The organism is Bradyrhizobium sp. USDA 3315 (genome assembly GCF_054056795.1).
Genome location: NZ_JBSRYP010000001.1, coordinates 7,126,430 through 7,151,548 on the forward strand (window position 1 = coordinate 7,126,430; position 25,119 = coordinate 7,151,548).

Below are 25,119 nucleotides of genomic sequence, written 5' to 3' on the forward strand. Positions count from 1 at the left end.
AATTGTCCCCAACAAGCTAGCGCGCACGTCGCACGTTGCCGACACGGGTCGCACTGGTACGAGCCTTGCAGCGTCCCCGCTGCGTTAATTTCGACTTCAGCGTTTCAAACCATTGTCGCCCGAAACGCTTAAAGCGGGAACACCAAAAGCGAACCCTGAGGCTTCAATATGACGGAACAAAGATTTTTTCTCGCACCGCAACAGAGCGAAATGCTGGATTTTGACTGATTTGCGTTGCCGCACCGCGCGATGACGCCCTCCAAACGACGCGATATTGTACCTCAGATGAGCAACGTTAGTACCGACACCCAGGCCACCCCGAAATTCAACGCCGAAGCCTTCGCCATGAACATCGCGCGGGCGATGGAGAGCAGCGGCCAGGCGCTGGCAGCCTATCTCAAGCCGCGCCAGACGGGAGAAGTCCGCGACAAGCCGCCGAATGAGCTCGGTGAGGTCATCAAGACCTTCAGCGTGATCGCCGAATATTGGCTGTCCGACAAGGAGCGCGCCTCGTCGCTGCAGATGCAGCTCGGCAAGGACTATCTCGATCTCTGGGGCTCGGCGGTGCGCCGCATGGCCGGCGAGGCAGACGCCAAGCCGGCGATCGCCCCGGCCCCGCGCGACAAGCGCTTCCAGGATCCGGAATGGAAGTCGAACCAGTTCTTCGACTTCATCCTGCAGCTCTATTTGCTGACCTCGAAATGGGCGCAGCAGCTGGTCCATGACGCCGACGGGATCGATCCCCACACGCGCAAGAAGGCCGAATTCTACGTCCAGCAGATCACCAACGCGCTGGCGCCGTCGAATTTCGTGCTGACCAATCCGGAGGTGCTGCGCGCCACCGTCGAGACCAACGGCGACAATCTGGTGCGCGGCATGAAGATGCTGGCCGAGGATATCGAGGCCGGCCACGGCACGCTGCGGATCCGCCAGTCCGACTCGAGCAATCTCGAGGTCGGCGTCAACATGGCGACGACGCCGGGCAAGGTGATCTTCCAGAACGAGCTGATGCAGCTGATCCAGTATTCACCGGCGACCGAGAACGTGCTGCGCACGCCGCTCCTGATCGTGCCGCCCTGGATCAACAAGTTCTACATCCTCGATCTGCGCCCCGAGAAATCCTACATCAAATGGTGCGTCGACCAGGGCATCACGGTGTTCGTGATCTCCTGGGTCAATCCGGACAGGGAGCTCGGCAAGAAGACCTGGGCCGACTACATGACCGAAGGCCCGCTCACGGCGATGGACGTCATCGAGAAGGTCACCGGCGAGATGAAGGTGCACACCGCCGGCTATTGCGTCGGCGGCACCCTGCTCGCCTCGACGCTCGCCTATCTCGCCGAGAAGCGCCGCCAGCGTGTGACGTCGGCGACGTTCTTTGCCGCGCAGGTCGACTTCACCCATGCCGGCGATCTCCTGGTGTTCGTCGACGAAGACCAGATCTCGGCGCTCGAACGCGACATGCAGGAATCCGGCGTGCTCGAGGGCAGCAAGATGGCGATGGCCTTCAACATGCTGCGCTCGAACGACCTGATCTGGTCGTATGTCGTGAACAATTATCTGAAGGGCCAGACGCCCTCCTCATTCGACCTGCTGCACTGGAATTCGGATGCGACGCGGATGCCGTCGTCGAACCACTCCTACTACCTGCGCAACTGCTATCTGGAGAACCGGCTGTCGACCGGCACCATGGTGCTGGACAACACGCTGCTCGATCTGTCGAAGGTGAAGGTGCCGGTCTACAACCTCGCCGCCCGCGAGGATCACATCGCGCCGGCGGAATCGGTGCTCTACGGTTCGCAGTTCTTCGGCGGCCCGGTGAGATATGTGCTGTCCGGCTCCGGCCATATCGCCGGCGTGGTCAATCCACCCGCGTCGAAGAAGTACCAGTACTGGACCAACGACAACATCAAGGACATGAAGCTCGCCGACTGGCTGAAGGGAGCCGAGGAGCACAAGGGCTCGTGGTGGCCCGACTGGCGCGGCTGGCTGGAAAGCCATGACCCGGAGACGGTCCCGGCGCGCATGGTCGGCTCCAACGGCACGCAGGTGCTCGAGGACGCCCCGGGCAGCTATGTCCGCGTCCGCGCGTAGCGCCAACTCTTCCGCTCAGCTATAAACAGACGGTCCCGACGGTCGGGAATCGAATTCACGTGAGGGGGAGACGATGACGCGCGAACTGTTCTGGCTGTCGCTGACGGTGATCCTGACCGGGCTGCTGTGGATTCCTTACCTCATCAACCGCTGGCAGGTGCGCGGCCTCTCCGGCGTCATCGGCAATCCCTCGCGTGGCGACAAGCCGCACGCGGAATGGGCCAACCGGCTGATGTTCGCCCATGACAACGCGGTCGAGAACCTCGTGATCTTCGCGCCGCTGGTCCTGATCCTCAACGCGGCCGACTATTCCACGAAATGGACCGTGCTCGCCTGCGCCGTCTATTTCTGGGCCCGCGTCGCCCATCTGATCGTGTACACGCTGGGCCTGCCGGTGTTCCGCAGCGTGGCCTTCACGGTCGGCTTCCTCGCCCAGGCGGTGCTGGCGCTCGCGATCTTCAAGATCGTCTGATCCAAATATTCCCGCCGGTTGCGGCGACAGCCGCGCCGGCGCGGCATCAACTACCGGCTCTTGCGCACCACGATATGCAGCATCGTCGCGGGAGCCTCGTCAAAGCTCTTGATCTCGCTGGTGTCGGACGAGACTTGCGTCCACGCCCCTGAGGCGGCGTAGGTCGCAGCGAGCCAGTCCGCCGCGGGATAATTGTAGTAGCGGCCGATGCTGTCGCGGCCATCGCCATGGCCGATCTTGTAGCTTGCGTAGAACAAGCCACCGGGTTTCAGCGCCCGAAGGATGCGGCCGATGATGCCGACCAATTCGTCGCGCGGCACGTGCAGCAGGCAGGCGCTGGCCCAGACGCCGTCATAGGCTTCGCGGTCCTCGAGCTCGTCGAACAGCATCGCCTCGACGGGATGATTGATGCGGCGCGCCGCGACCTCGGCCATCTCGGGCGACCCGTCGGTCGCACGCAGCACAAAGCCTTCGGCGAGCATGACAGCGGCATGATTGCCGGCGCCGCAACCGAGTTCGAGGATCGCGCCGCCCGGCGGCAGCAGCTTCAGAAAGCCGATCAGCCGGGTGGACGGGGCTTTCGCCCACCCGGCATAGGTCTCGGCATTGCGCCGATAGAATTGCAGCGTGGCGTCGTCCACGATCCGCTTCGCCGTCAGCTGTCGGCCAGCCCGAGCATCAGCCGCATGTTCTGGACCGCGGCACCCGAGGCGCCCTTGCCCAGATTGTCGAGCCGCGCGACCAGCACCGCCTGGTGGTGCTTGTCGCTGGCGAAGACGTAGAGCTCGAGCTGGTTGGTCTCGTTGAGCGCCTCCGGCTCGAGCCGCCCGCCCTTGGCGGCCTCGTTCTGCAGCGGCATCACCGAGACATATTTGCTGCCCGCGTACCACTTCGCGAGAACAGCCTGCAGGTCGGCACCGGTCACCTTGCCCGGCAGCGCGTCGAGTTGCAGCGGCACCGAGACCAGCATGCCCTGCCGGTAGTTGCCGACCGACGGGATGAAGATCGGCCTTCGCGTCAGATGCGAGTAGAGCTGCATCTCCGGCACGTGCTTGTGCTCGAAGCCGAGGCCGTAGAGTTCGAAGGCCGGCGCCGAGCCGTCCTCGAAGCTGGCGATCATCGACTTGCCGCCGCCCGAATAGCCGCTCACCGCGTTGACAGTGACGGGATAATCCGCCGGCAGCAGGCCGGCGTCGACGATCGGCCGCAGCAGCGCGATCGCGCCGGTCGGATAGCAACCCGGATTGGAGACCTTCTTCGCGTTACGGATCTTGTCGGCCTGGTCGGGCGCGAGCTCGGGGAAACCGTAGGCCCAGTCGGGCGCAACGCGATAGGCCGTCGAGGCGTCGAGCACTTTCGGCGCGGCATTGCCCATCGTGTCGATCAGCGCCACAGTCTCCTTGGCGGCCTCGTCAGGCAGGCAGAGGATCACGAGATCCACCTCCTCCATCAGCGCGCGCTTGGCGCCTGCATCCTTCCGCTTGTCCTCGGCGATGTGCTTCACCGCAACGTCGCCGATCGAGAGCAGCCGCTCCTGGATGCCGAGGCCGGTCGTGCCGGACGCGCCATCGACGAACACGGTGGCCTTGGTCGCACCGCTCCTGGTTTTCGGTTGGTTGGTGTCGGTGAGGGTCATGGCACGTTCCTTTCGAGCTCGTTCGTTTCGTTTAACACATCTGGCCGCGCCTGCGCCGCCAACGGGGATGGGCAGTTATCCTTAGATTGAGCGCCCCTCGCCAGCGACAACAACCCCCGCTCATGGAAACAGCGCGATCTGCTCCAGTCCAGTGGTTTCGGGCAAGCCGAACATCAGGTTCATGTTCTGGATCGCCTGTCCGGCCGAACCCTTCACAAGATTATCGAGCGTCGAGAGCACGATGGCGCGGTTCTTGATCCGGTCGGCGACGACGCCGATCTGAACATAATTCGAACCACGCACGTTCTGCGTCTGTGGCAGCACACCCTTCTTCGTCACATATACGAACGGCTCGTTGGCGTAGGCCCTTTCCAGCTCGGCGCGCAAATCGTCCGGCGTAGCCCCGTTGAGCTTGACATAGGATGTGCAGAACTCACCCCGCGCCATCGGAATGAGATGCGGGGTGAAGTTCACCGTCACAGCCGAGCCAGCGGCCGCGCCAATCTCCTGCTCAATCTCCGCCGAGTGTCGATGGCTTCCGATCGAATAGGGCGACAACCCTTCGCCGGCCTCGCTGAACAGCGTGTTCTGCTTCAGTCCGCGTCCGGCGCCGGTGACGCCCGACTTTGCGTCGATGATGATGTCGTCGACGTCAATCAGCTTTGCCTTCGCCAGCGGAACAAGCGCCAGCAGCACCGCCGTCGGATAGCAGCCGGGACAGGCTACCAGCCGCGCGGCCGTGACCTCCTCCCGGTAGAGTTCGGTCAGCCCATAGACCGCCTCGTCCTGCAATTCGAGCGCCCGGTGCTCATGGCCGTACCATTGCGCATAGCTGTCTTTGTTGCGCAGCCGGAAGTCCGCGGACATATCGAGGATCTTGATTCTGGGATTGGCTTTCAGCACCGCGGCGATGATCTCTTGCGTCGTCCCGTGCGGCAGTCCGCAGAACAGGGCATCGAGCCGCGTCCAGTCGACCTTTTCCCATTCCACGAGTTTTGGCAGGTCGAGCATGAAGAAGTGAGGAAACACCTCGCTCATCGTCTTGCTGGCATGGGTGTTAGCGGTAAGCGCGGTGATTTCGGCATTCGGGTGCCGCGCCAACAGGCGCACCGCGTCGGCGCCGGTGTAGCCGGACGCGCCCAAAATTCCGATTTTCTTCTTCGTCATTGCTCGCTCCTCGGAAGCGTAGTCATCTCGGTCTGTATCAGCGCGAAAGCCTGCGGGCGCACCTCGCGCATCAAGGCCGCGATGTCTTGGGCACCGGCTTCGGCCTGCAAAGCGAGCGTGTTGCCGACCGCCGCGAAATCGGTTTCAGACTTGTGCTGGTTCAGCTTGAAGCTGCCCTCCACCTCTTCCACCATCATCTCGAGACCCACGATGGCCTTCTTCATGGTTTCCAGCCTCGCGGCGGTCATCTTGCCCGACACCCACGGCTTTTTCGGCAGCAGCCCGTCCTCGAACTTGGCGCTCAGCGCGTCGATCTGAACGGCAAGCTCGTCATCCGACAACGTCCGCACCGCCCCGGTCAGATGCACCGCCTGATAGAGCCAGGTCGGCACCTGATCGGGTGACACGTACCAGTCCGGCGAAACATAGGCGTCGGCGCCGGTAACGGCCAGCAGCCAAGGTGACCCGCCCGCCAGCTTTACCAGCGGATTGTGACGGGCAACATGAAACAGCGCCCGCGGCGTCCCGTCGGCGGCGTAAGTCAAGTAGAACGGGAGCGCGGAGGCGATCGGCTTGCCGCCGTCCCACGCGCAGGCCATGCCGAAACCGCGCGCTTCCGCGAAGGCAAGGCTCGCGGCACGGTCAGGCTTGAAGGGCGGTGGCGTATACATGGTCAAAGCTCCTGCATGACGAAGGAGCCGCCAGATCGAACCGCGTGTCTTTTTCAGGAGAGCGCCGCGGGATCGGGTCCGGCGGCAGAGGCGATGGTCTTAAACGCGAGCGACCGCCCATACCGCGATAATGCGGCGGCGGCGGGCAATGATGATGGTCGCGGCGTTGATCATGGGCGCGGCTATAAGGCCGCGCCCCCTTGACGTCAAGTTGTTGCTTGTCATTCCGGGGCGATGCACAGCATCGAACCCGGAATCTCGCGCTAGGACCTCCAAATCCCGGGGTTCGCGCTCCGCGCGCCCTCAGGTGCGCAATGGCGCACCGGGGAATGACTGGCTAGATCGCCGGATTCCACGGTGCCGGCACGACGCGATAGCCGCCGCCGTCCTTCACCACATTGCCGAGGCCCGGGAACGGATAGTGGAAGCCCTGCACCTGGAGCCGCTCGGCAACCACCATGTCGTAGATGCGGCGGCGGGTCTTCTCCGCCACGTCGCCGTCCTGGTCGAAGAACGCATGCCAGCCGGGGTTGGTCGCGAACAGGTTCGGATTGTTGGTGACGTCGGACTGGATGAAGACCTTGTCCGGGTCCGAGGCCAGCACGTAGGAGGTGTGGCCCGGCGTGTGGCCGACGGTCTCGACCGAGGTCAGGCCCGGCGCGATCTCCTTGCCCCACTCGTAGGGCGTGACCTTCTTCTTCAGGCCGGCTTCGAAGATATTGCGGTTGTTCTTGAACAGGCCCTGCATGCGGCCGGCCGGCGCCCGGCTCATCTCGCCGTCGTCCATCCAGAACTTCCACTCGGTCGCCGGCACCAGCACCTCGGCATTCGGGAATGCCGGCGTGCCTTCGGCGGTCAAGAGGCCGTTCACGTGGTCGCCGTGGAAATGCGAGATCACGACCATGTCGACATTCTTGGGATCGAAGCCGGCGGCGACGAAATTGTCGGCGAACAGGCCATTGGCGCCCTTCGTGCTGGCCTTCGCCAGCGCGCCATTGCCGGTGTCGATCACCACCAGCTTGCCGCCGGTGTTGAGCACCAGTGGCGCGAACCAGATCGTCATCATGTCGCGCGGCATGAACGCCTTCTCCAGCGCCGCGTTGACGTCGTCCCGCTTCGCATTGGGGATGAAGGAGTCTTCCAGCTTGAAGACGTTCTTGCCATCGGACACCACGGTGACGAGGATGTCGCCGACCTTGTAGCGATAGAAGCTCGGCGCCTGCTTGTCGGCGACCGCCGCCACAGCGGCCGCAGGAACGGCTGATAGCAACGGTGCAGCGGCAATGCCGGCAGCACCCGCGAGAGCGTGACGTCGTGTCAATTCCATGTGGTGTCCTCCCAGTGAAGCGGCGCCCGGTGAATTCGCAGTTGGCAGGCGAGGTTGTATCAGCCTTTCGATGCCCGCGCGATGACGGTTGCGCGACTTGGCCATCGTCCGGGCTAACCCCTGCGCCGCGGCCTTATTCCGAGGCCGACGGTCGGCAAACGGCTCTCGTGGGTCGGATGCGCTGGCGCACGGTCGTCGGCGTAGGCAGATCAGGAGCTCAAAGACGACCGAAGAGTTGGCGCAGGTGACCCAAAATTCCGCCGCCTCCCAGCAATCCCTCGAGACGCGTGCGGGCGAGCGCATTACCGCGATCGGACGCCCTGCTGTACCACTTGGCGGCTTCCCGGATGTCCTTCGGAACACCCGTGCCGCTCTCGTAGGCATATCCCAGATTGTACTGGGCCTCACTGTCGTTCTGATCGGCGGCAACCCGAAGCAGCGCGATGCCCCGTGATAGATCGAGCGGCAAGCCACGGCCCTTAATGTAGAGCAATGCGAGATTCCCCTGCGCCCAAGCCGAGCCCTGATCGGCAGCCTTCGAAAACCAGGTCGCAGCTTGCTGATAGTCCTGGGCGAGACCGGCGCCATCCCGATAGAGGCGCGCGAGGTGGGTCTGACCGAAGACATCGCCCTGCTCGGCTGCCTTGGCGTACCATTGGGCTGCGACCTTCTCGTCGCGCGCCGTGCCAAGCCCGTATTCATATGCGTAGCCCAGCTTCCCCTGGCTGTAGGAATCGCCCTGCTCGGCGGCCATCAGAAACCAACGGATCGCCTCGGCGTAGTTGCGCTCGACGCTGTAGCCGCTTTCGTACATGTACCCCACATAGGATTGAGCCTTGGCGTTGCCATGCTCGGCATACGGTCGGAGCAGAGCCATCGCGCGCACGTAGTTTTGCGCCTGATACGCGTTCACGCCATCGGTAAACTCGGCGCTGATTTCCGTAACGAGCGGTACCGGTTTCGGCGTCAATCCGATCGGCCCGTATTTGAACTCCGCGAACTTGTCCAAGCCAGCCTTGATCGCCGCAGCAAATTCCGCCGGACAGACCGCAGCGTCGACGCTGAATCGCACCAACGCGCTGGAGCGAATCGTGCGGCTGCTGAGCGTGGCGGTCGCGTTGACCTCGATCCGCCCCGTCGCAGCGCCGTATGCCGTGCTGCCGCTGAAACTCTTGCTATAGATGACCGGCGCTGGCTTTTCGTAGAAGTTGGTTCCCTCAGGCACGGTGAGCGAACTGGTCTCCCGATATTCCAGCGAGCGGCACGGAAAGGCCCGGTCGGTTGGCCCGCTGGTGGCGAGCAGCAGCAGCGAGGGGCGCGGGTCAGTCAGCGGCAGCATCCTGATCCGCTCGAGATGATTGAGGCCGACGGGCTTGGTGATCTGGAAGTTCGTGGTGATCGCATAGCTGTCGGACAGGTCGCGCGGATTCGGGAAGCTGTAGTCGCCCGTGCCGCTCAGCCCCGCCTGCTCGATCAGCTTCCTGGCGCCGTTCTGCCGGTCCCCCGCGTCAAGGCCTAGTGCGACGGATCGTCCAACACTTGCTCCCAGTCCATTGCCGGACAACACCGAGCGCGCCTGACGTGTACCATCGCTGTGCAGCGTGTATTCCGTATCCGCTGCCAACACGAAGCGCTGCGGTGCCGTCACCGGGATACGGCCCATCGTCCCCTTGTCGATGTTGAGCGCGGGTTTGCCGCCGAGGTTCGGCGGCAGGGAATCGAACGCCACCAGCGACGAGGTCGGGTCGAGATAGCGGTCGATTGCCGGAACATAGACAATCGCGTGGTCGAAGTTCTGCGTCGCGACCTCCGTCAGCGTGTACTGCAGGCCGGCATTCACCACGACAAGGTTGGCTTCGATCCCCTGAACCGCGAGCAACGCCTTGAGGATCGTCGCATGCGCCTTGCAGTCACCGTAGCGCGCCGCGAGGACTGCGGATGCGGGTTGCGACGTCAAGCCACCATCCTCGAGCCCGATCCCAACGTACCGGATATTCCGCGCGACCCAGTTGTGAATTCGTTCAACTTTGCTTCGGGCGTCCGCGGCGTCGCCGACGATCTCGGCAGAGAGCTTTTCCAAACTCTCGTCAGGCTGCGCCATCGGCGCGTTACGGGCGTTCAATACCGCCGCAAGAGTTGCATAGTCCGCGAAGGTGCTGACCTCGAACCGCCGGGCATCGCCGAATGTCCCTGCGTCCATCTCGCGCGGCCTCGGCGTTTCTTGCCTGAAGAGAACATGATGGACGATCCGGTCGCCTCGCCTCTCCTCTTCATGTTCGACATTGCGCAACCCGACATACAACGGCTTCGACGCGGGCGCATCGAGCGTGAGCTCCATCACCTCGCGAGGTTGATCCGCCATTTGACGCCAGTAGCCCGCAAATTCGCCGGGAAACACGGCTCGCTTCGCCTTGTAGATCAACCGCCCCTTGACCTTGTCGCCGGGAGCGACGTCCGGATAAGCAACCAACCGCTGCCGCTGCTCGTCAAAATAGGGAGAGGAGCCATCCGTCGAGGCCGGCTGGTCTCGGATTGCGCGTTCGTCGACCGCAATGACCCGGCCGTCGGCTTTCAACGTAGCGAGCTCGCTGGATGACAAGTCGTAGAAATAGCTGTTGTAGCGGAAGGTTCGTCGAGCGAGCGCCTCGGCCCCCTTCTCATCGAGCGCCTGGGCTTCGAAATCGAAGATAGTCGTGCTCAGGCCTTGCTCGTCGAAAGTAATCGCATAGCGGCTGATCGTCCGCCGCCAACCCGGATCGATCCAGACCCGGTGCGGGTCCGCAGTCGTTGAAGTCGATGTATCGGCTGCGGCAAAGCTCAACGGCGTCAGTAGCAGTAAAGCGAAAAGGAGACAGATGCGCGCGATCATGGTGATGCAAGCCCGACGACGACCGAAACGTCGGCTGTTGAGCTAGCACCGCGAGATTACCGTCGCCTCGCCGGGATAGAAAAACTTTTAGGTTTCTCTTTTCGCGTGTGGGCACCCGTCCGATGTCGCGGACTGACGGCGCTACACCACCCGCCACACCCACTCGATGGCATGGGCAATGACGTCGCCGAACAGCAGCAGTGCCGCCGACCAGACCAGCGCGGAGACGAAATTGGCGATCTGGAATTGCCAGTACGACATCTCGAAAATGCCGGCCGCAAGCGGCACCGAGGCGCGCAGTGGACCGAAGAAGCGGCCGATGAAGATGCTGGGCACGCCCCAGCTCTTCACGAAGGCCTCGCCCCGCGGCAGGATCTCCGGGTAGCGCGACAGCGGCCACATCTGCGCGACCTGCTCCTTGTAGCGATAGCCGAACCAGTAGGAGACCCAGTCGCCGAGTGCAGCGCCGACGCCGCCCGCGATCCAGATCGGCCAGAAGCTGATCCCGCTGACGCCGATCAGGGCGCCGATCGCGACCAGCGCACCCCAGGCCGGAACCAGCAATGAAATGAAGGCGAGCGATTCAGCGAACGCCAGCAGCATGACGATCGGAGCGGCCCAGGCCTGGTGGTGCCGCACGAATTCGGCCAGGGCCCGCGCAAGGTCTTCCATCTCGTCGTGTGCCTTCCCGCTCCGTTGAACCTCGAATGAACCTTTCTAGCGGCACGCAGCCTAAGAACAGGTAAGCCAGCCGATTGCGTGACATCAAGTCACAAAGGCGGGGATCGACCGTGATTTCCCGTAAGGCCCCTGAGGTCCAGGTTGGCATCTCCCTCACAAGAAAAAGGAATGACTGGATGATCGGATCGCTGATGATGTGCGTGAGCGTTCTCGTCCTGCTGTTCGGAATGCTCGCGGGCATCGCCATGGGTATCCAGCACGACTTCACGTTGGGACCGGCGCATGCGCATCTCAATCTGGTCGGCGGCGTGCTGCTGTTCCTGTTCGGCCTCTACTACCGGCTGGTGCCGGAAGCGGGCAGCATGCTGCTCGCCAGAATCCAGGGCTGGCTGCATATCGTCGGCGGCGTCCTGTTCCCGGCCGGCGTGGCCGCCGTGCTGCTGAAGGGACCGTCGTTCGAGGCGGCGCCGATCGTCGGGTCACTGCTGGTGGTCGCCGCCATGGCCCTGTTCACGGTCATTGTAATCCGCACCTCGCGGGCGTAATCGCGGTTTCCTATCTATGGGGATGGCCAGGCTCCAGGGCGCGGCCGTCCCCATTGGCAGCCCATCCGTGGCATAGTCAGAGCAACCGATTCGCCGCGCCGTGACCGGCGCGCCACTTGAAGAACCATGGCCAAATCATTGAAGTCGAACGCCAAAAGTAAATCTGCCGACGATCTGTTCGGAGCCCCGGAAGCGAAGGGACGCGCCCCGGCGAAGGCTGCATCGCGATCCGCTGGAAGCGCCGAAGCCGGCTATACGGCGGCTGACATCGAGGTGCTGGAAGGGCTGGAACCGGTCCGCCGGCGCCCCGGCATGTATATCGGTGGCACCGACGAAAAGGCCCTGCACCACCTGTTCGCCGAGGTGATCGACAACTGCATGGATGAGGCGCTGGCGGGCCACGCCACCTTCATCGACGTGGAGTTGACCGCCGACGGCTTCCTGACCGTGACCGACAATGGTCGGGGCATTCCGGTCGACCCGCATCCGAAATTCCCGAAGAAGTCGGCGCTCGAAGTCATCATGTGCACGCTGCACTCGGGCGGCAAGTTTGACTCCAAGGTCTATGAGACCTCGGGCGGCCTGCACGGTGTCGGTGTCTCCGTGGTCAACGCCCTCTCCTCGCTGCTCGAGGTCGAGGTTGCGCGCAGCGGGCAGTTGCATCGCATGACCTTCGAGCGCGGCCACCCCAAGGGCAAGCTCGAAGACCTCGGCAAGGTCAGCAACCGCCGCGGCACGCGCATCCGCTTCAAGCCGGACACCGACATTTTCGGCGCCAAGGCGGCTTTCAAGCCGCAGCGTCTGTTCAAGATGACGCGCTCGAAGGCCTATCTGTTCGGCGGCGTCGAGATTCGCTGGCACTGCGACCAGGAGCTCTTGAAGGGCATCGAAGACGTCCCGTCGGAAGCCAAGTTCCACTTCCCCGGCGGACTGAAGGATTATCTGGCCGCGGCGATCCACGCCGATACGCTGGTGCATCAGGATATCTTCTCCGGCAAATCCGGCCGCAGCGGCGCGCATGGCGCCTGCGAATGGGCCGTGGCCTGGACGGCCGATGCCGACGGCTTCCTGTCGTCCTACACCAACACGGTGCCGACGCCCGATGGCGGTACGCATGAATCCGGCCTGCGCAGCGCATTGTTGCGCGGTCTCAAGGACCACGCCGAACGCGCGGGCCAGGGCAAGCGCGCGGCGTCCATTACCTCGGAAGACGTGATGGTGGGCGCGGCCGTGATGCTCTCGGTGTTCGTGCGCGAGCCTGAATTCCAGGGCCAAACGAAGGACCGCCTCGCCACCGCCGAAGCGCAGCGCATCGTCGAACAGGCGATGAAGGATCCGTTCGACCACTGGCTGTCAGGCAATCCGAACCAGGCCAACCGGCTGCTCGATTTCGTGATCGATCGCGCCGAGGAACGGCTGCGCCGCCGTCAGGAAAAGGAAACCGCGCGCAAGACCGCCGGCAAGAAACTGCGTCTGCCCGGCAAGCTCGCCGATTGCTCCGACGCCGGTACCGAAGGCTCAGAGCTCTTCATCGTCGAAGGTGACTCGGCCGGCGGCAGCGCCAAGCAGGCGCGCGACCGCAAGACGCAGGCCGTGCTGCCGCTGCGCGGCAAGATCCTCAACGTCGCCTCCGCCGGCAAGGACAAGCTGACCGCCAACGCGCAGCTCTCCGATCTCGTGCAGGCGATCGGCTGCGGAACGCTCGCGCATTACCGCGAAGAGGATCTGCGCTACCAGCGCATCATCATCATGACCGACGCCGACGTCGACGGCGCACACATCGCATCGCTCCTGATCACCTTCTTCTACCGGCAGATGCCGCGGCTGATCGACGAAGGGCACCTCTATCTGGCGGTTCCGCCACTCTACAAGCTGAAGCACGGCACCAAGTCGATCTACGCCCGCGACGACGCGCACAAGGACGAGCTGCTGAAGAGCGAGTTCAACGCCAACGCCAAGGTCGAGGTGAATCGCTTCAAAGGCCTCGGCGAGATGATGCCGGCGCAGCTGAAGGAAACCACGATGGATCCGGCCAAGCGCACGCTGCTGCGCGTGGTGCTGCTGGCCGACGATCGCGAGGGCACCGCCGATTCGGTCGAGCGGCTGATGGGTACCAAGGCCGAAGCCCGCTTTGCCTTCATTTCCGACAAGGCCGAATTCGCCAGCGACGACCTGCTCGACGTCTAGGCCCAACCGATTGATCTGAAATGAGTTTCCGGCCGCTCCCAGATTGGGGCGGCCGTTGCCATTTTGCCCGTTCGGAGAGCCCCAGTGGCTTCGTTTTCAGCCGGATGTGTCTCACCAGCAACAGCATTTCCAACGGAACCACGTATAGTTCGATCATGAGTTTCGGGAATCGGTGCCAGCGCACTCCCCTGAGCGACCTGATCGAACGCTAGTCGAGGATTTGGATATGAAGAAGATTTTGCTCGCTCTGACCGCGGTTGCTGCGATGACGGCATCGGCGTCGGCGGCCGATCTGGCCGCCCGCCCCTACACCAAGGCTCCTGCTCCGGTTCCGGTCGCTCCGAGCTGGACCGGCTTCTACATCTTCGGCGGTGGCGGCGGCGGCGTCTGGGATGCTGACACGGGCGTCCAGTCGACCGTCACGGGTGCGCCGATCCTCGGCTTCAACCAGCGCCAGGGCGGCGATGGCTGGTACGGCACCGTCGGCGCCGGTTACGACTGGCAGACCGCCAACAGCTGGGTCATCGGCGTGTTCGCCGACGGTCAGTTCGGCAGCCTGAAGGGCACCATCCAGGATCAGGGTCCGTTCGTCGCCGGCAACATCAAGAACGACTACAGCTGGGCGGCTGGTGCGCGCCTCGGCTACCTGATCGCGCCGAACGTCCTGTCTTACGTCAACGCCGGTTACTCCAGCTCGCACTGGAAGGGCACCACGCTGTTCAACACCGCGAGCGCGCTTCCCTCGGGTCTGCACACCAACGACTTCGATCGCGGCGGCTGGTTCGTCGGCGGCGGCGTCGAGAACAACCTGAACATCTTCGGCATCACCGCGCCGGGCTGGTTCATGAAGACCGAGTATCGCGCCGCTTACTACGACAACAAGAACATCTCGGAGCTGGTCGACGGCACCAACCTCTCGAACGGCCGCGACATCACCTTCAAGCCGCTTGTCCAGACCATCAGCACCTCGCTGGTCTACCGCTTCAACTGGACCGGTCCGGTTGTTGCCAAGTACTGAGCTGCGTACTGATCCCTGCTGAGATAGCAGACCAAAAGCCCCGGCATTGTCCGGGGCTTTTTTGTTGCCCGAACGTCATCGAAATCTCCCCACGCGCAGGCCCGCCGGCGCAGGGCGGACCGGCGGTGGCCGATCTGGTCAGCGCCGGGACGATCGGGCACTCTCGCGCCCGGTTCAAACCTCAGCGGACAACAACAATGAAAAACGGACAGTTTGATCTCTCGGGCCGGGTCGCCATCGTCACCGGTGGCAATGGCGGCATCGGGCTTGGCATGGCGCGCGGCCTGGCGGACGCCGGCGCGGCGGTTGCCGTGGTCGGCCGCAACGAGGCGAAGTCGAAGGCCGCCGTCGAGGATCTCGGCAAGCGCGGCGCCAAGGCGATCGCGGTGGCAACCGACGTGACCGACAAGGCCGCCGTCGCGGCCATGGTCGAACGGGTCGTTCGCGAGTTCGGCCGGATCGACATTCTCGTCAACAACGCCGGCATGAGCATCCGCAAGCCTCCGCACGAGCTCGAGCTGGAGGAGTGGAGCAAGGTGATCGACACCAACCTGACCAGCGCGTTCATGTGCTCGAAGGCGGCCTATCCGGCGCTCAAGGCGTCGGGCCACGGCAAGATCATCAATATCGGCTCGATGATGTCGATCTTCGGTGCGAGCTTCGCCGCGGCCTATGCCGCGAGCAAGGGCGGTATCGTGCAGTACACCCGCGCCTGCGCCAACGCCTGGGCTCCCGACAACATCCAGGTCAATGCCATCCTGCCCGGCTGGATCGATACCGACCTGACCAAAGGCGCGCGCCAGCAGGTGACCGGGCTGCACGAGCGCGTGCTTGCGCGCACGCCGGCGGCACGCTGGGGTGCGATCGATGACTTCGCAGGCATCGCTGTGTTCCTGGCATCGCCGGCGTCGGACTTCGTCACCGGCACCGCGATCCCCGTCGACGGCGGCTATTCGGTGATGGCCTGAAAGCACAAGCGCTCTTCCGGTCGCGCGGCGCGCAGTTCAGCCCGCGGCCGGCGAATGCACGTGCTCCGGCCGCACCCCGACGGCGACCAGACGTGCGGTGAGGCCCTGCAGCCAGGGCATTGCCGTGATCAACCGCAGCGCCAACGGCACCGGCTGATCGCCGGCCTTCAGCGCCGCGCTGATGATGTTGTTCTGCGCAATCACCTGCATGCGCTGCGTCACGCGCACCGGGAATTCGCGGCGACGCCGCACCGCATCGAGTTCGTCTTCCGACGGCACGCCGTGAACGAGCTTCGCCGCCAGGATGTTGGCGGTCGCGACCGCATCCTGCACCGCGAGGTTGACGCCGACGCCGCCGATCGGCGACATCGCATGCGCGGCGTCGCCGATGCAGAGCAGGCCGGAACGGGTCCAGCGCGTCAGGCGATTGATCGCGACCGTGAGCAGCTTGACGTCGTCAAAGCTCTTCACGTCGGCAATGCCGGCCTTGAGGATCGGCGCCAGCCGCAGCACGTCGTCGAGCAGCGCCGGCAATCCCCTCGCCTTCACCGCCTCGTATTGGCCCTTGGCGATCACATAGGCGCATTGCCAGTAGTCGCCGCGATCGAACGTCACCATCATCTTGCCGTGCTCGACGCGGGCGAACAAATTCTCGGTCTCATCCGGACGCCGCCCGACGCGAAACCACAAAACGTCCATCGGCGCGCCGATCTCCTCGACGTCGAGGCCGGCGCGCTCGCGCACGATCGAATGACGTCCGTCGCAGCCGATGGTCAGATCCGCCTCGATCTCGACCGGGCCGTCGGGCGTGTTCGCGTGCACGCCTGCGACAGCATCGCCGCGCCGGATCAGATCGGTCGCCTCGGCCTTCATCAGCACCTTCAGCGAGGGGAAGCGCTTGCCGCTCTCGCGCAGGTAATTGAGGAAGTCCCACTGTGGCATCATCGCGATGAAGGGGTATTTGACGCTGAGGCGGCGGAGATCGGCGATCCGCACCGAGGTGCCGCCGAACATGCCGTCGAGCGTCTGGATGTCCTGATGCGGCAGCTTCAGGAAGCCGTCTATCAGGCCGAGTTCGTCCATCACCTGCAGGGTCGACGGATGCACGGTGTCGCCACGGAAGTCGCGGAAGAAGTCGGCGTGCTTCTCCAGCACCACGACATCGACTCCGGCGCGTCCGAGCAGATAGCCAAGCATCATGCCGGCCGGCCCGCCGCCGACCACGCAGCAGCGCGCCCTGATCTGACGCGTGTTCGGCCCTGCCGGATTGCCTGCATCCATGATGCCGTCCTCACCGCTGCCTCGCCCCTCAGAATCCGATTGTAACGCGGATCGGGCGGCAAGGATGCAAGGCTATCGCCTGAAGGTCTTGATTTCCGACACGCTGCCGTCGCGATAGGTCAGCTCGACCGAGACCGCCTTGGTCTGCGGCGCAAGCTTCAGATAAGGCTGCGCGTCAGACGGGATCGCGCTGGGATCGCGCGAATTGCAGGATGGCATCTTCAGGACCTTGTCCGGCACCGCGGTGTCGATGCCGATGCGCACCTCGCGGATCGCGCAGCGATACGACATCAGGTGCGTATAGTAGACCAGCAGTCCGTTGAACTCGCGGAATGACAGCCAGCTGGTCGCGGTCATGTCGAGGATCTTGCGCTGGTCGCGGATCAGCGCGGCGTCGGGATCGAACTTGATCGGGAACGGCCCCTGCATCATGCCTTGCGTATCGACATAGCGAATCTCGATCGTTGCGGCCGGCGCATCGGCCGGCAGCTCGACCGACGGATTGGGCATCCGCTTGCGCGTGCGCGGATCGAGCGTGTCGATGAAGCCGGTTTCGCGGAAATCGCCGCTGTCGCCGATCCGCCAGGAAATCCCGAGCGTTGGATCGGCGATCGAGAACACCACGGTCCAGCCGCCATTGTGCCGCGAGAAGCTCGCGATCGGCGCGTTGATCGAATCCTCCTTCGGCAGCTTCGGCACCGCGACCGGCGGCAGCGCGGCCACCTGCTGCGGCGGCGCGGACGGCTTGGCCGCCTCGGCCTGCCCCTTCGCGATCCCGTTCAGGAAGACATCGTCGACCATCTGGTCGAAATAGACCGGGATCTGCTTGTGCTTCACGGTCTCGGCCATCTCGCTGACCAGGCGCCGCGTGCGCTGCGCGACCTGCACGAGATTCTCGCCGGGCTGCAGCAGCTCCTTGGCGAAGGTCCGCGTGAACACCGAATTGGGATTGGCATCATCGTTCGAAAGACGGTCGAGCGCGGTCTGGCGCGGCCCCGCCGAGAACACCGAGAACACGCCCTCCGGCAGTTGCGTCATCGGCGCGAGGCCACCGCCGCCGGCGACCGCGCGCGTGCCGGCGCGCTCGAACGGATTGTTGCGGCAGGCGTCGAACACCAGGATCGAGGTGCGCGCCTTCTTGTTCTGCAAGCGCTCGACGATGCGGTCGGCGAGAACAGAGGCGTCGCGCACCAATTCCTCCTGCCCTTCGGTGGCGGCCGGCACGTCGGTCGGCAGCAGGAAATTCTGGCCGGCGATCTCGAAGCCGTGGCCGGCATAGAAGAAGAACGCGGTATCGCCGGGTTCCACGGAGCGGTCGAACGCGAGCAGCGTCTCGGAGAACGCCTGCCGGTTGAGGTTCTCGGCTACCATGACGCTGAAGCCGAGCTGCTTCAGCGTGTCGCCCATGGTGCGGGCGTCGTTGACCGCCTTCTGCAGCCTGGGCACGTTCCTGTAGTCATTGTTGCCGATCACCAGCGCGACGCGCTTTTCGGCCTGGGCGGGTGCGGCCGATGCGACAAATGCAACCGCCCAAAGGATCGCCGAAAGTCTCGAAAGCCAGCTCTTCATCCCGTTTTCCCGCCTGCACGACAAATGCGCCGCCCGTGCGACCGCCGCCTAATAGTCGGACCAGCCGTTTCGCCGGTTCAAGGCCGGCCGCGGACGGCCGTTCCGGCCGGCCACGCCAGGCCGAAATGAGGGATCCGATTTGTCTTAGGTCAAGTTTCTTTTTACGGCCCGCGTGATAGATTCGAACCTCCATCCGGTTCGAGCTCTCCGCACGTCGCAACGGCTTTTCCGTGCACACATGGTCTACTGATCAAGTCGATCCCAAGGATCGCTTCGACTATTGGCGCGAGGTCCGCGCCAAGGGGCTGTTCGGCGTCACCGCCGAGCTGGAAGCCGACCGGCGCCGCGACTTCTTCGGCGAGTTCTCGCTGCGCAAGCTCGGCGATGCCGGGCTGGTCGAGCTGCGCGCCTCGCCGTACCGTGTCGAACGGCGCACCGGCGACATCGCCGACGCGGCCAGCGACAGCCTGTGCATCTATCAGCAGCTTGGCGGCGGCGGCTGGTTCGGCGGCGCGCGGCTCGATGAATTTGCCGTTCGCGACGGCATGTTCGCGACCAGCTACTCGGACCTGCCCTATCGCACTGTCCCCCTGCACGACGACGGCTTCCACCTGCGCATCATCAAGGTCCCGGTCGCGAACATCGTCCCGCCGGGCGCCGAGCTCGGCGAACTCGTCCCCAGGCCGGTGCAGGATGAGACCGCGCTGCGGGCCCTGCTGGAAGCATGCTTCCGCGACCTCATCGAGAGCAACGATGCCGCGGCGGCGGGCACGGCGCCGACGGTGCAGGCGCTGGCCCATATCGCGCTGATCGAGCGCGGCATCATGCGGCCGAAGAGCCGGCTTGCGCAGCAGGCCTTGCGAACCGCCCATTTGTCGCTGGCCCGGCGCCTGATCCGGCGCCACCTGGCGCGTGCGGCGCTGTCGCCAACCCTGATTGCCGGCCTGCTCGGCATCTCGGTCCGTCACCTGCACATCCTGTTCGAGGAAACCGAGATGAGCTTCTCGGAGACCGTCACCGCGCTCCGGCTCGAGCAGAGCCGCCGCCTGCTCCGCGAGCAGCCCAGGCAAACGATCGCCGAGGTCGCCTTTGCCTGCGGCTTCGAGAGCCTTGCGACGTTCTACCGCCTCTTCAATGCATCCGAATCCATGACGCCGGGCGACTATCGCGCACAAACGGCCTGAGCGCCCGTCCGGACCGGCCGGGACACCACGCTCGCAATTCGCCGAAGCTTGGCCGCGCCCCCTTCAGCTCCTTGAACTTCACATCGCCGCGCGATCCGACTTTCGCTGAACCGAAGTGATCAGCCTGCGCGCATTGAGAAGATATTTTCCGGCCATTTCGCCAGAACCACTGCGGCGCTTCGCCCGGGTTCGGCACCGCAAATTTCCTTACCGGCGACGCGCGCGCTCATGCAGAGCGAGGGATCAGTCACGATGCGCGGTAAGCACGGGGATCACAGCCAGGAAACGCTAGCTACAGGCGCGACGCGCATTTATCTCGATGCCGCGGACCCGCGGGCGGATCAAATCCAGGCGTCTGAGCCTGCCCGTGAGGGCTCACCGGCGACCAGCAATCGCGGCTGGGCGCCGTTGCTCGAAGCTTGCCTCGCCGACTTCAAGGAGGCCACGGAGGCCGGTGATACCGCTTGCATTCCTGCGCTGGTCAAGATCGTGGCGGACCTTGCGCTGATCGAGCGCGGTGTGATCAGGCCGGGCAGCCGCCGGGCGCAGCAGGCGCTGCGCGTCGGCCGGCTCAGCCTCGCGCGCCGCCTGATCACGCGCCATCTTGCCAGGCCAAGCCTGTCGCCAGGGATGGTCGCTGGCATCCTCGGCGTCTCGGTCCGCTACCTGCACGTCTTGTTCGAAGCGACCGGGACGAGCTTTTCGCAGACCGTCACCGCCCAGCGCCTGAGCGAGAGCCGAAGGCTGCTTTGCGAGAAGCCGCCGCGGCCGATCGCCGACATCGCCCTCACCTGCGGGTTCGGCAGCCTCGCCACCTTCTACCGGATATTCGGCGATTCCGAAGGCCTGACGCCTGGCGGATTCAGGATGAAAAACAGCGCGGAGGCCCCCGCTGTGGCCCCGCCGTCCGGGACGGGGGTTGTGATTCATTTGACCGCCAAATGACGAAAAGGCGCGTATTTCAGTCAAAACGTTAAGCTTTTTCGGCTATCCGGCCGGTTCCAAGATTGACTTTACCGCTTTCGCCCCTATGTTGCGGGCAACGCGGCCCTCGGATCGAAACGCGATTCGTCAGGTTTGCCGTCCGTCGGCGTTAGTCAGAGCCCCCGAGCTTTATAGAAAAGCGAGCCGTTTCGGGGCCGAACGCGACAGCCTTTTACCTGCGATGCCGAACGGCGGTTTCGACCAGAGGCTCAATGTCTTTTTCCAATCTAGGCCTGTCCGATAAGGTCCTCGCCGCAGTTGCGGCCACCGGTTACACCAACCCCACTCCCATCCAGGAACAGGCAATCCCGCACGTTCTCGCCCGGCGCGACGTCCTCGGCATTGCCCAGACCGGCACCGGCAAGACCGCTGCCTTCGTTCTCCCGATGCTTACCCTGCTCGAGAAGGGCCGCGCCCGGGCACGGATGCCGCGCACCCTGATCCTCGAGCCGACCCGCGAGCTTGCCGCGCAGGTGAAGGAGCAGTTCGACAAATACGGCGCCGGTCAGAAATTGAACGTGGCGCTCCTGATCGGCGGCGTCTCGTTCGGCGACCAGGACTCCAAGCTGATGCGCGGCGTCGACGTCCTGATCGCAACGCCCGGCCGCCTGCTCGACCACACCGAACGCGGCGGATTGCTGCTCACCGGCGTCGAACTGCTGGTGATCGACGAAGCCGATCGCATGCTCGACATGGGTTTCATCCCCGACATCGAACGCATCTGCAAGCTCGTCCCGTTCACGCGGCAGACCCTGTTCTTCACCGCGACGATGCCTCCGGAGATCAGCCGCATCACCGAGGCCTTCCTGCACAATCCTGCGCGGATCGAAGTCTCCAGGCCCGCGACCACCGCCGTCACCGTGACGCAATTGCAGGTCCCGGCCGGTCGCGAAGCGCATGACAAGCGCGAGATCCTCCGCCGCCTGCTGCGCGATGCCAAGGATCTCAACAACGCGATTATCTTCTGCAATCGCAAGCGCGAAGTCGCCGTCCTTCACAAGTCACTCCAGAAGCACGGCTTCAGCGTCGGTGCCCTGCACGGCGATATGGATCAATCCGCCCGCACCGCGGCCCTCGATCAATTCCGGAAGGGCGAGATTCCGCTGCTCGTCGCCTCCGACGTCGCCGCCCGTGGTCTCGACATTCCCGCGGTGAGCCACGTCTTCAATTTCGACGTACCGCACCACCCCGACGACTATGTCCACCGCATTGGCCGTACTGGCCGCGCCGGACGCACCGGTACTGCGATCTCCATCGTCACCTCGCTCGATAGCAAGTCGATGACCGCGATCGAGAAGCTGATCGGCCAGCCGATCCCGCGCGCTGAGGGCGACTACACCGTTCACAGCGAAGCCTCCGACGAGGACGCCGCGCCGCGCCGCTCGCGTGGCCGCGAAGGTTCGCGCGATGGTGCCCGCGGCGGCCGCAAGCCGCGCCGCGAGCGCGAGGCGCGCCACGGTGAACGCGAGCCGCGTCACGGTGAACGCGAAGCGCGTCACGAGCGGGAGCCCCGCGAGGAGCGCGCAGCGAAGCCGGAGCGTGAACCGCGCCACGGCCGCAATTCGGCTCCGCAGGCCGCTCCGTCGCACGTGCCGTCGATCGGGCGTGCCGAGCCACGGCGGCCGCAGCGCGAGGTGGACCACGAGCCCGCCGATCATTCGCACCTGCCCGCCTTCCTGCTGCGACCTGTGCGCGCACGCGCATAAGGCCTGCTCTGACGCCGCCGCGCTAGCGGCGGTATTCCGGACAATTCTCTTGCCGCCCGCGACCGGCGCACGCGCTGATCCTCAGCGTTTGAAGCAAATGCGCGCAGTTTGCGCCTCGCGACAAAGCGCGATGAGATTTGCGTGAAGCGTCATTGTGCCTTAGCTCGTTGTTTGAGCATGATCTTTTCGGAAAACCGCTGCGCACTTTTCCGGATCATGCTCTAGCGAACAAACGAAAAGCGCCCGAAAGTGGCGCTCAAGGCGGACAAACATCGGGCGCGCCGCATGGTCGCCGCAGCCGGCTTCCCCGTAGTTCCACTGTTTACCTTGCCTTCACTCTCGTCCCGTACCCTCGCCCCAATAGTTTAGTCATTGCTGCCGGGTTTAATCGGCATTGCGTGCATTGAGGACGTGACAGTGGTCAAGCTGCTGGACGAACACGAACGTACGTTGGCCTTTGCCGAAGTCGCGCTTGGCCAGATCCGCTCGCTTCGCCAGACCGCAGTCCCCCGCAACTATGAAATCTGGTACGTCTACGCGACCGGATACAACGCGCCGCTCAACAAGGTCATCAACGAGACGCTGGCGCGCAGTGGCAAGCTCTCTGAATCCGATCTCGAGCAGATCTACGAAACCTACCTTTCGCACATCAAGACCTCGGACCGCATCGACAAGGTCGGCGCGCGCGTCATCGGCGAGATCGACGCCGTCATGAAGCTGATCACCGATGCGCTCGACGTGTCCGCGACCTATGACGCCAGCCTCGTCGGCGCCAGCGATAAGCTTGCGAGCGCGACCACCCGCGATCACATCAAGGCAATCGTCGATAGCCTGGCGAAATCGACGCGCGAGATGCGCGAGACCAATCAGGCATTGGAGAACCGGCTCGCGCTGTCGAAGTCGGAGATCAGCGACCTGCAGCATAGCCTCGAGGCGATCCGTGCCGAGAGCCTGACCGATCCGCTCACCGGCCTCGGCAACCGGAAATATTTCGACCGCTCGATCGACATGGCGGTGCAAGCCGCGCTCGCCAGCGGCGAGCCGCTGTCGCTCCTGATGTTCGACATCGACCACTTCAAATCGTTCAACGACTCCTACGGCCATCTCACCGGCGACCAGGTGCTGCGGCTGGTGGCACAGTCGCTGAAGCAGAACATCAAGGGCCAGGACATCACCGCCCGCTATGGCGGCGAGGAATTCGCAGTGGTGCTTCCCAACACGGCGCTGCGGCAGGCGCTGACGGTCGCCGACCACATCCGCCGCGCCGTGATGGCCAAGGAGCTGAAGAAGAAGTCGACCGGCGAGATCCTCGGCCGCGTCACGATCTCGGTCGGCGTCTCCATGCTGAAGCCGACTGACGACACCGACTCGCTGATAGAGCGCGCCGACGCCTGCCTCTATGCCGCCAAGCGCGCCGGCCGCAACCGTGTGATCTGCGAGGCCGATCCGGAATACAGCACCGAGATCCAGACCCGCGTGGCGTGACTTCCCTCACGTCCTCCACAGTCATTGCGAGCGAAGCGAAGCAATCCACCTGCCGCATATGCGGATCCATGGATTGCTTCGCTTCGCTCGCAATGACGTGGATGGATTGGCTGCCTCAGGATGCGGATCGCTTCTTTGCCGATCGCTTCTTCTTGGCCGATGGCCTCTTCGCAACCGCCTTTTCTGCCGTAGCTTTCTTGCCTGCAGTCTTCTTCGCAGGCGCCTTCGACTTTCGCGCAACCGCTCGTTTCCTTGGCCGCTTGCGCAGCGCGGCGCGCTGGGCGGCGCCGAGTGCCGACCGTGCCCAGACCGCGAGTTCTTCCGAATCATCGAACAGCCGTGCCGGCAGCTGCCAGTAGGAGTTCACCGTGACGGTCTTCGACCGTGTCTGATATTGGAATGGCCCGCAGCCCTCCGCCTCAAATTGCGGGATGGTCTGCTCGTCGGCGCGGAAATAAAGCCCGGCCCGCAGGGCCAGCGCGAAATTGGTGCCGTCAGCCGAGATACCATAGCCGGAGAACATCCGGCGCAGCGTGACCGGGCCGAAATCGGCGAACAGGTCGGTGAGGAATTCGCGGTCCATGTGCCAATCGCCCCCGTTCTGTCGCCTCATGGTAAGGAGCACGTCTCCATCCATGTCATTGCGAGCGTAGCGAAGCAATCCATCGCGCAACAAGCGGAAACATGGATTGCTTCGCTACGCTCGCAATGACGGGCAACACAGGTGCCGATCACACAACAATCGATATGCGGACGTCTCTAGACCGTGGCCGGCTTGAGCTGCACCGATTCGCCGCAACCGCAAGCGGAGACCTGGTTCGGGTTATTGAACACGAACTGGGCCTGCATCTTGTCGGCCACATAGTCCATCTCGGTTCCAAGCAGGAACAGCACGGCCTTCGGATCGACCAGGATCTTCACGCCCTTGTCCTCGACCACTTCATCGGTCGGACGGATCTCGTGAGCGTATTCGACGGTATAGGACTGTCCGGCGCAGCCGCCGTTCTTGATGCCGACACGCAGCCCGACGATCTCCGAGTCGGCGCGTTTCGTCAGCTCAGTGATCCGTTCCGCGGCGGCATCGGTCAGTTTCATGACCTGCGGGCGCGGCCGCTTCGGTTTGGCTGGGGTCGGTGAAACTTGCGTCATGTCACTCATGTGGTCAGTCCCAGCGGCAAATCAATTGCCGATCTTCTTGAGCCTAAGTCCAATCCGTAAAGGTTCTTGATCAGAACCTTGACCTCTTGTTCTGACGCGTTTTCTTCACGCGAACCG

Annotated in this window: 21 protein-coding genes; 10 read left to right on the plus strand and 11 right to left on the minus strand. The window is 64.0% G+C overall.

Going from position 1 to position 25,119, the window contains the following annotated elements; genetic code table 11:
- The first annotated feature begins 285 nt into the window (after nt 1–285).
- Complete coding sequence (locus tag ACVIYL_RS33495; RefSeq protein ID WP_253608746.1) at nt 286–2,094, plus strand: PHA/PHB synthase family protein; 1,809 nt, start codon at nt 286–288, stop codon at nt 2,092–2,094.
- 73 nt (nt 2,095–2,167) lie between these two features.
- Nucleotides 2,168–2,566: an MAPEG family protein gene (locus ACVIYL_RS33500; protein WP_253608747.1), complete on the plus strand. Its 399-nt coding sequence runs from the start codon at nt 2,168–2,170 to the stop codon at nt 2,564–2,566.
- Nucleotides 2,567–2,616: 50 nt separating this feature from the next.
- On the opposite strand, the gene ACVIYL_RS33505 is transcribed toward ACVIYL_RS33500, so the two are convergent.
- From ACVIYL_RS33505 to ACVIYL_RS33535, 7 genes are all read right to left on the minus strand, one after another.
- A complete protein-coding gene (locus tag ACVIYL_RS33505) occupies nt 2,617–3,207 on the minus strand; it encodes a class I SAM-dependent methyltransferase (protein WP_456780617.1) in 591 nt (196 codons plus the stop codon).
- A gap of 14 nt (nt 3,208–3,221) precedes the next feature.
- Nucleotides 3,222–4,202, minus strand: a complete 981-nt coding sequence (argC, locus tag ACVIYL_RS33510; protein ID WP_253608752.1) for an N-acetyl-gamma-glutamyl-phosphate reductase — start codon at nt 4,200–4,202, stop codon at nt 3,222–3,224.
- Nucleotides 4,203–4,322: 120 nt separating this feature from the next.
- Complete coding sequence (argC, locus tag ACVIYL_RS33515) at nt 4,323–5,369, minus strand: N-acetyl-gamma-glutamyl-phosphate reductase (RefSeq protein WP_456780618.1); 1,047 nt, start codon at nt 5,367–5,369, stop codon at nt 4,323–4,325.
- Nucleotides 5,366–6,040 (minus strand): FMN-binding negative transcriptional regulator, encoded by a 675-nt coding sequence (locus ACVIYL_RS33520; protein WP_253608754.1) that lies wholly within the window; start codon nt 6,038–6,040, stop codon nt 5,366–5,368. The genes argC (ACVIYL_RS33515) and ACVIYL_RS33520 overlap by 4 nt, the downstream gene beginning before the upstream one ends.
- Nucleotides 6,041–6,377: 337 nt before the next feature.
- Nucleotides 6,378–7,367, minus strand: coding sequence for an MBL fold metallo-hydrolase (locus ACVIYL_RS33525; protein ID WP_456780619.1), 990 nt, complete (start codon nt 7,365–7,367; stop codon nt 6,378–6,380).
- Between the two features lie 217 nt (nt 7,368–7,584).
- On the minus strand, nt 7,585–10,236 hold the full coding sequence (locus ACVIYL_RS33530) for a DUF3857 domain-containing protein (RefSeq protein ID WP_456780620.1): 2,652 nt from the start codon (nt 10,234–10,236) through the stop codon (nt 7,585–7,587).
- A 141-nt stretch (nt 10,237–10,377) separates the two neighbouring features.
- A complete protein-coding gene (locus ACVIYL_RS33535; RefSeq protein ID WP_028332199.1) occupies nt 10,378–10,908 on the minus strand; it encodes a DedA family protein in 531 nt (176 codons plus the stop codon).
- Between the two features lie 185 nt (nt 10,909–11,093).
- On the opposite strand from ACVIYL_RS33535, the gene ACVIYL_RS33540 reads away from it, so the two are divergent.
- From ACVIYL_RS33540 to ACVIYL_RS33555, 4 genes are all read left to right on the plus strand, one after another.
- The gene (locus ACVIYL_RS33540; RefSeq protein ID WP_253608758.1) at nt 11,094–11,462 is read left to right on the plus strand and encodes a hypothetical protein; all 369 of its coding nucleotides are present in this window, start codon (nt 11,094–11,096) and stop codon (nt 11,460–11,462) included.
- Nucleotides 11,463–11,588: 126 nt separating this feature from the next.
- Nucleotides 11,589–13,649: a DNA topoisomerase IV subunit B gene (gene parE / locus ACVIYL_RS33545; protein WP_253608760.1), complete on the plus strand. Its 2,061-nt coding sequence runs from the start codon at nt 11,589–11,591 to the stop codon at nt 13,647–13,649.
- Between the two features lie 226 nt (nt 13,650–13,875).
- Nucleotides 13,876–14,667, plus strand: coding sequence for an outer membrane protein (locus tag ACVIYL_RS33550; protein WP_076828706.1), 792 nt, complete (start codon nt 13,876–13,878; stop codon nt 14,665–14,667).
- A 197-nt stretch (nt 14,668–14,864) separates the two neighbouring features.
- The gene (locus tag ACVIYL_RS33555) at nt 14,865–15,635 is read left to right on the plus strand and encodes an SDR family NAD(P)-dependent oxidoreductase (RefSeq protein ID WP_253608761.1); all 771 of its coding nucleotides are present in this window, start codon (nt 14,865–14,867) and stop codon (nt 15,633–15,635) included.
- Nucleotides 15,636–15,671: 36 nt separating this feature from the next.
- On the opposite strand, the gene ACVIYL_RS33560 is transcribed toward ACVIYL_RS33555, so the two are convergent.
- Together ACVIYL_RS33560 and ACVIYL_RS33565 are read right to left on the minus strand one after the other, a co-directional pair.
- The gene (locus tag ACVIYL_RS33560) at nt 15,672–16,916 is read right to left on the minus strand and encodes an FAD-dependent oxidoreductase (RefSeq protein ID WP_253608763.1); all 1,245 of its coding nucleotides are present in this window, start codon (nt 16,914–16,916) and stop codon (nt 15,672–15,674) included.
- Between the two features lie 72 nt (nt 16,917–16,988).
- Nucleotides 16,989–18,485, minus strand: coding sequence for a caspase family protein (locus ACVIYL_RS33565; RefSeq protein WP_253608764.1), 1,497 nt, complete (start codon nt 18,483–18,485; stop codon nt 16,989–16,991).
- Between the two features lie 230 nt (nt 18,486–18,715).
- Between ACVIYL_RS33565 and ACVIYL_RS33570 the strand changes: the two genes are divergently transcribed.
- The 4 genes from ACVIYL_RS33570 (at nt 18,716) to ACVIYL_RS33585 (ending at nt 23,844) form a co-directional block, all read left to right on the plus strand.
- Nucleotides 18,716–19,669 (plus strand): helix-turn-helix transcriptional regulator, encoded by a 954-nt coding sequence (locus tag ACVIYL_RS33570; RefSeq protein WP_253608765.1) that lies wholly within the window; start codon nt 18,716–18,718, stop codon nt 19,667–19,669.
- A 252-nt stretch (nt 19,670–19,921) separates the two neighbouring features.
- Nucleotides 19,922–20,614 (plus strand): helix-turn-helix transcriptional regulator, encoded by a 693-nt coding sequence (locus ACVIYL_RS33575; protein WP_456780621.1) that lies wholly within the window; start codon nt 19,922–19,924, stop codon nt 20,612–20,614.
- 251 nt (nt 20,615–20,865) lie between these two features.
- Nucleotides 20,866–22,359, plus strand: a complete 1,494-nt coding sequence (locus ACVIYL_RS33580) for a DEAD/DEAH box helicase (protein WP_057018600.1) — start codon at nt 20,866–20,868, stop codon at nt 22,357–22,359.
- Nucleotides 22,360–22,776: 417 nt separating this feature from the next.
- Complete coding sequence (locus ACVIYL_RS33585) at nt 22,777–23,844, plus strand: GGDEF domain-containing protein (RefSeq protein ID WP_253608768.1); 1,068 nt, start codon at nt 22,777–22,779, stop codon at nt 23,842–23,844.
- Between the two features lie 115 nt (nt 23,845–23,959).
- Here the strand turns inward: ACVIYL_RS33585 and ACVIYL_RS33590 are convergent, their stop codons facing one another.
- Nucleotides 23,960–24,427 (minus strand): TfoX/Sxy family protein, encoded by a 468-nt coding sequence (locus tag ACVIYL_RS33590; protein ID WP_253608769.1) that lies wholly within the window; start codon nt 24,425–24,427, stop codon nt 23,960–23,962.
- A gap of 176 nt (nt 24,428–24,603) precedes the next feature.
- Entirely contained in the window at nt 24,604–24,993 is a 390-nt protein-coding gene (locus ACVIYL_RS33595; RefSeq protein WP_146984699.1) for a HesB/IscA family protein, read from the minus strand.
- Nucleotides 24,994–25,119: the final 126 nt, after the last annotated feature.

Bases quoted from the DNA above. Each gene is read 5' to 3' on its own strand.
- ACVIYL_RS33495 (WP_253608746.1), top strand. From the start codon at position 286: ATGAGCAACGTTAGTACCGACACCCAGGCCACCCCGAAATTCAACGCC.
- ACVIYL_RS33500 (WP_253608747.1), top strand. From the start codon at position 2,168: ATGACGCGCGAACTGTTCTGGCTGTCGCTGACGGTGATCCTGACCGGG.
- argC (WP_253608752.1), bottom strand. From the start codon at position 4,202: ATGACCCTCACCGACACCAACCAACCGAAAACCAGGAGCGGTGCGACC.
- argC (WP_456780618.1), bottom strand. From the start codon at position 5,369: ATGACGAAGAAGAAAATCGGAATTTTGGGCGCGTCCGGCTACACCGGC.
- ACVIYL_RS33520 (WP_253608754.1), bottom strand. From the start codon at position 6,040: ATGTATACGCCACCGCCCTTCAAGCCTGACCGTGCCGCGAGCCTTGCC.
- ACVIYL_RS33525 (WP_456780619.1), bottom strand. From the start codon at position 7,367: ATGGAATTGACACGACGTCACGCTCTCGCGGGTGCTGCCGGCATTGCC.
- ACVIYL_RS33530 (WP_456780620.1), bottom strand. From the start codon at position 10,236: ATGATCGCGCGCATCTGTCTCCTTTTCGCTTTACTGCTACTGACGCCG.
- ACVIYL_RS33535 (WP_028332199.1), bottom strand. From the start codon at position 10,908: ATGGAAGACCTTGCGCGGGCCCTGGCCGAATTCGTGCGGCACCACCAG.
- ACVIYL_RS33540 (WP_253608758.1), top strand. From the start codon at position 11,094: ATGATCGGATCGCTGATGATGTGCGTGAGCGTTCTCGTCCTGCTGTTC.
- parE (WP_253608760.1), top strand. From the start codon at position 11,589: ATGGCCAAATCATTGAAGTCGAACGCCAAAAGTAAATCTGCCGACGAT.
- ACVIYL_RS33550 (WP_076828706.1), top strand. From the start codon at position 13,876: ATGAAGAAGATTTTGCTCGCTCTGACCGCGGTTGCTGCGATGACGGCA.
- ACVIYL_RS33555 (WP_253608761.1), top strand. From the start codon at position 14,865: ATGAAAAACGGACAGTTTGATCTCTCGGGCCGGGTCGCCATCGTCACC.
- ACVIYL_RS33560 (WP_253608763.1), bottom strand. From the start codon at position 16,916: ATGGATGCAGGCAATCCGGCAGGGCCGAACACGCGTCAGATCAGGGCG.
- ACVIYL_RS33565 (WP_253608764.1), bottom strand. From the start codon at position 18,485: ATGAAGAGCTGGCTTTCGAGACTTTCGGCGATCCTTTGGGCGGTTGCA.
- ACVIYL_RS33575 (WP_456780621.1), top strand. From the start codon at position 19,922: ATGCGCGGTAAGCACGGGGATCACAGCCAGGAAACGCTAGCTACAGGC.
- ACVIYL_RS33580 (WP_057018600.1), top strand. From the start codon at position 20,866: ATGTCTTTTTCCAATCTAGGCCTGTCCGATAAGGTCCTCGCCGCAGTT.
- ACVIYL_RS33590 (WP_253608769.1), bottom strand. From the start codon at position 24,427: ATGGACCGCGAATTCCTCACCGACCTGTTCGCCGATTTCGGCCCGGTC.
- ACVIYL_RS33595 (WP_146984699.1), bottom strand. From the start codon at position 24,993: ATGACGCAAGTTTCACCGACCCCAGCCAAACCGAAGCGGCCGCGCCCG.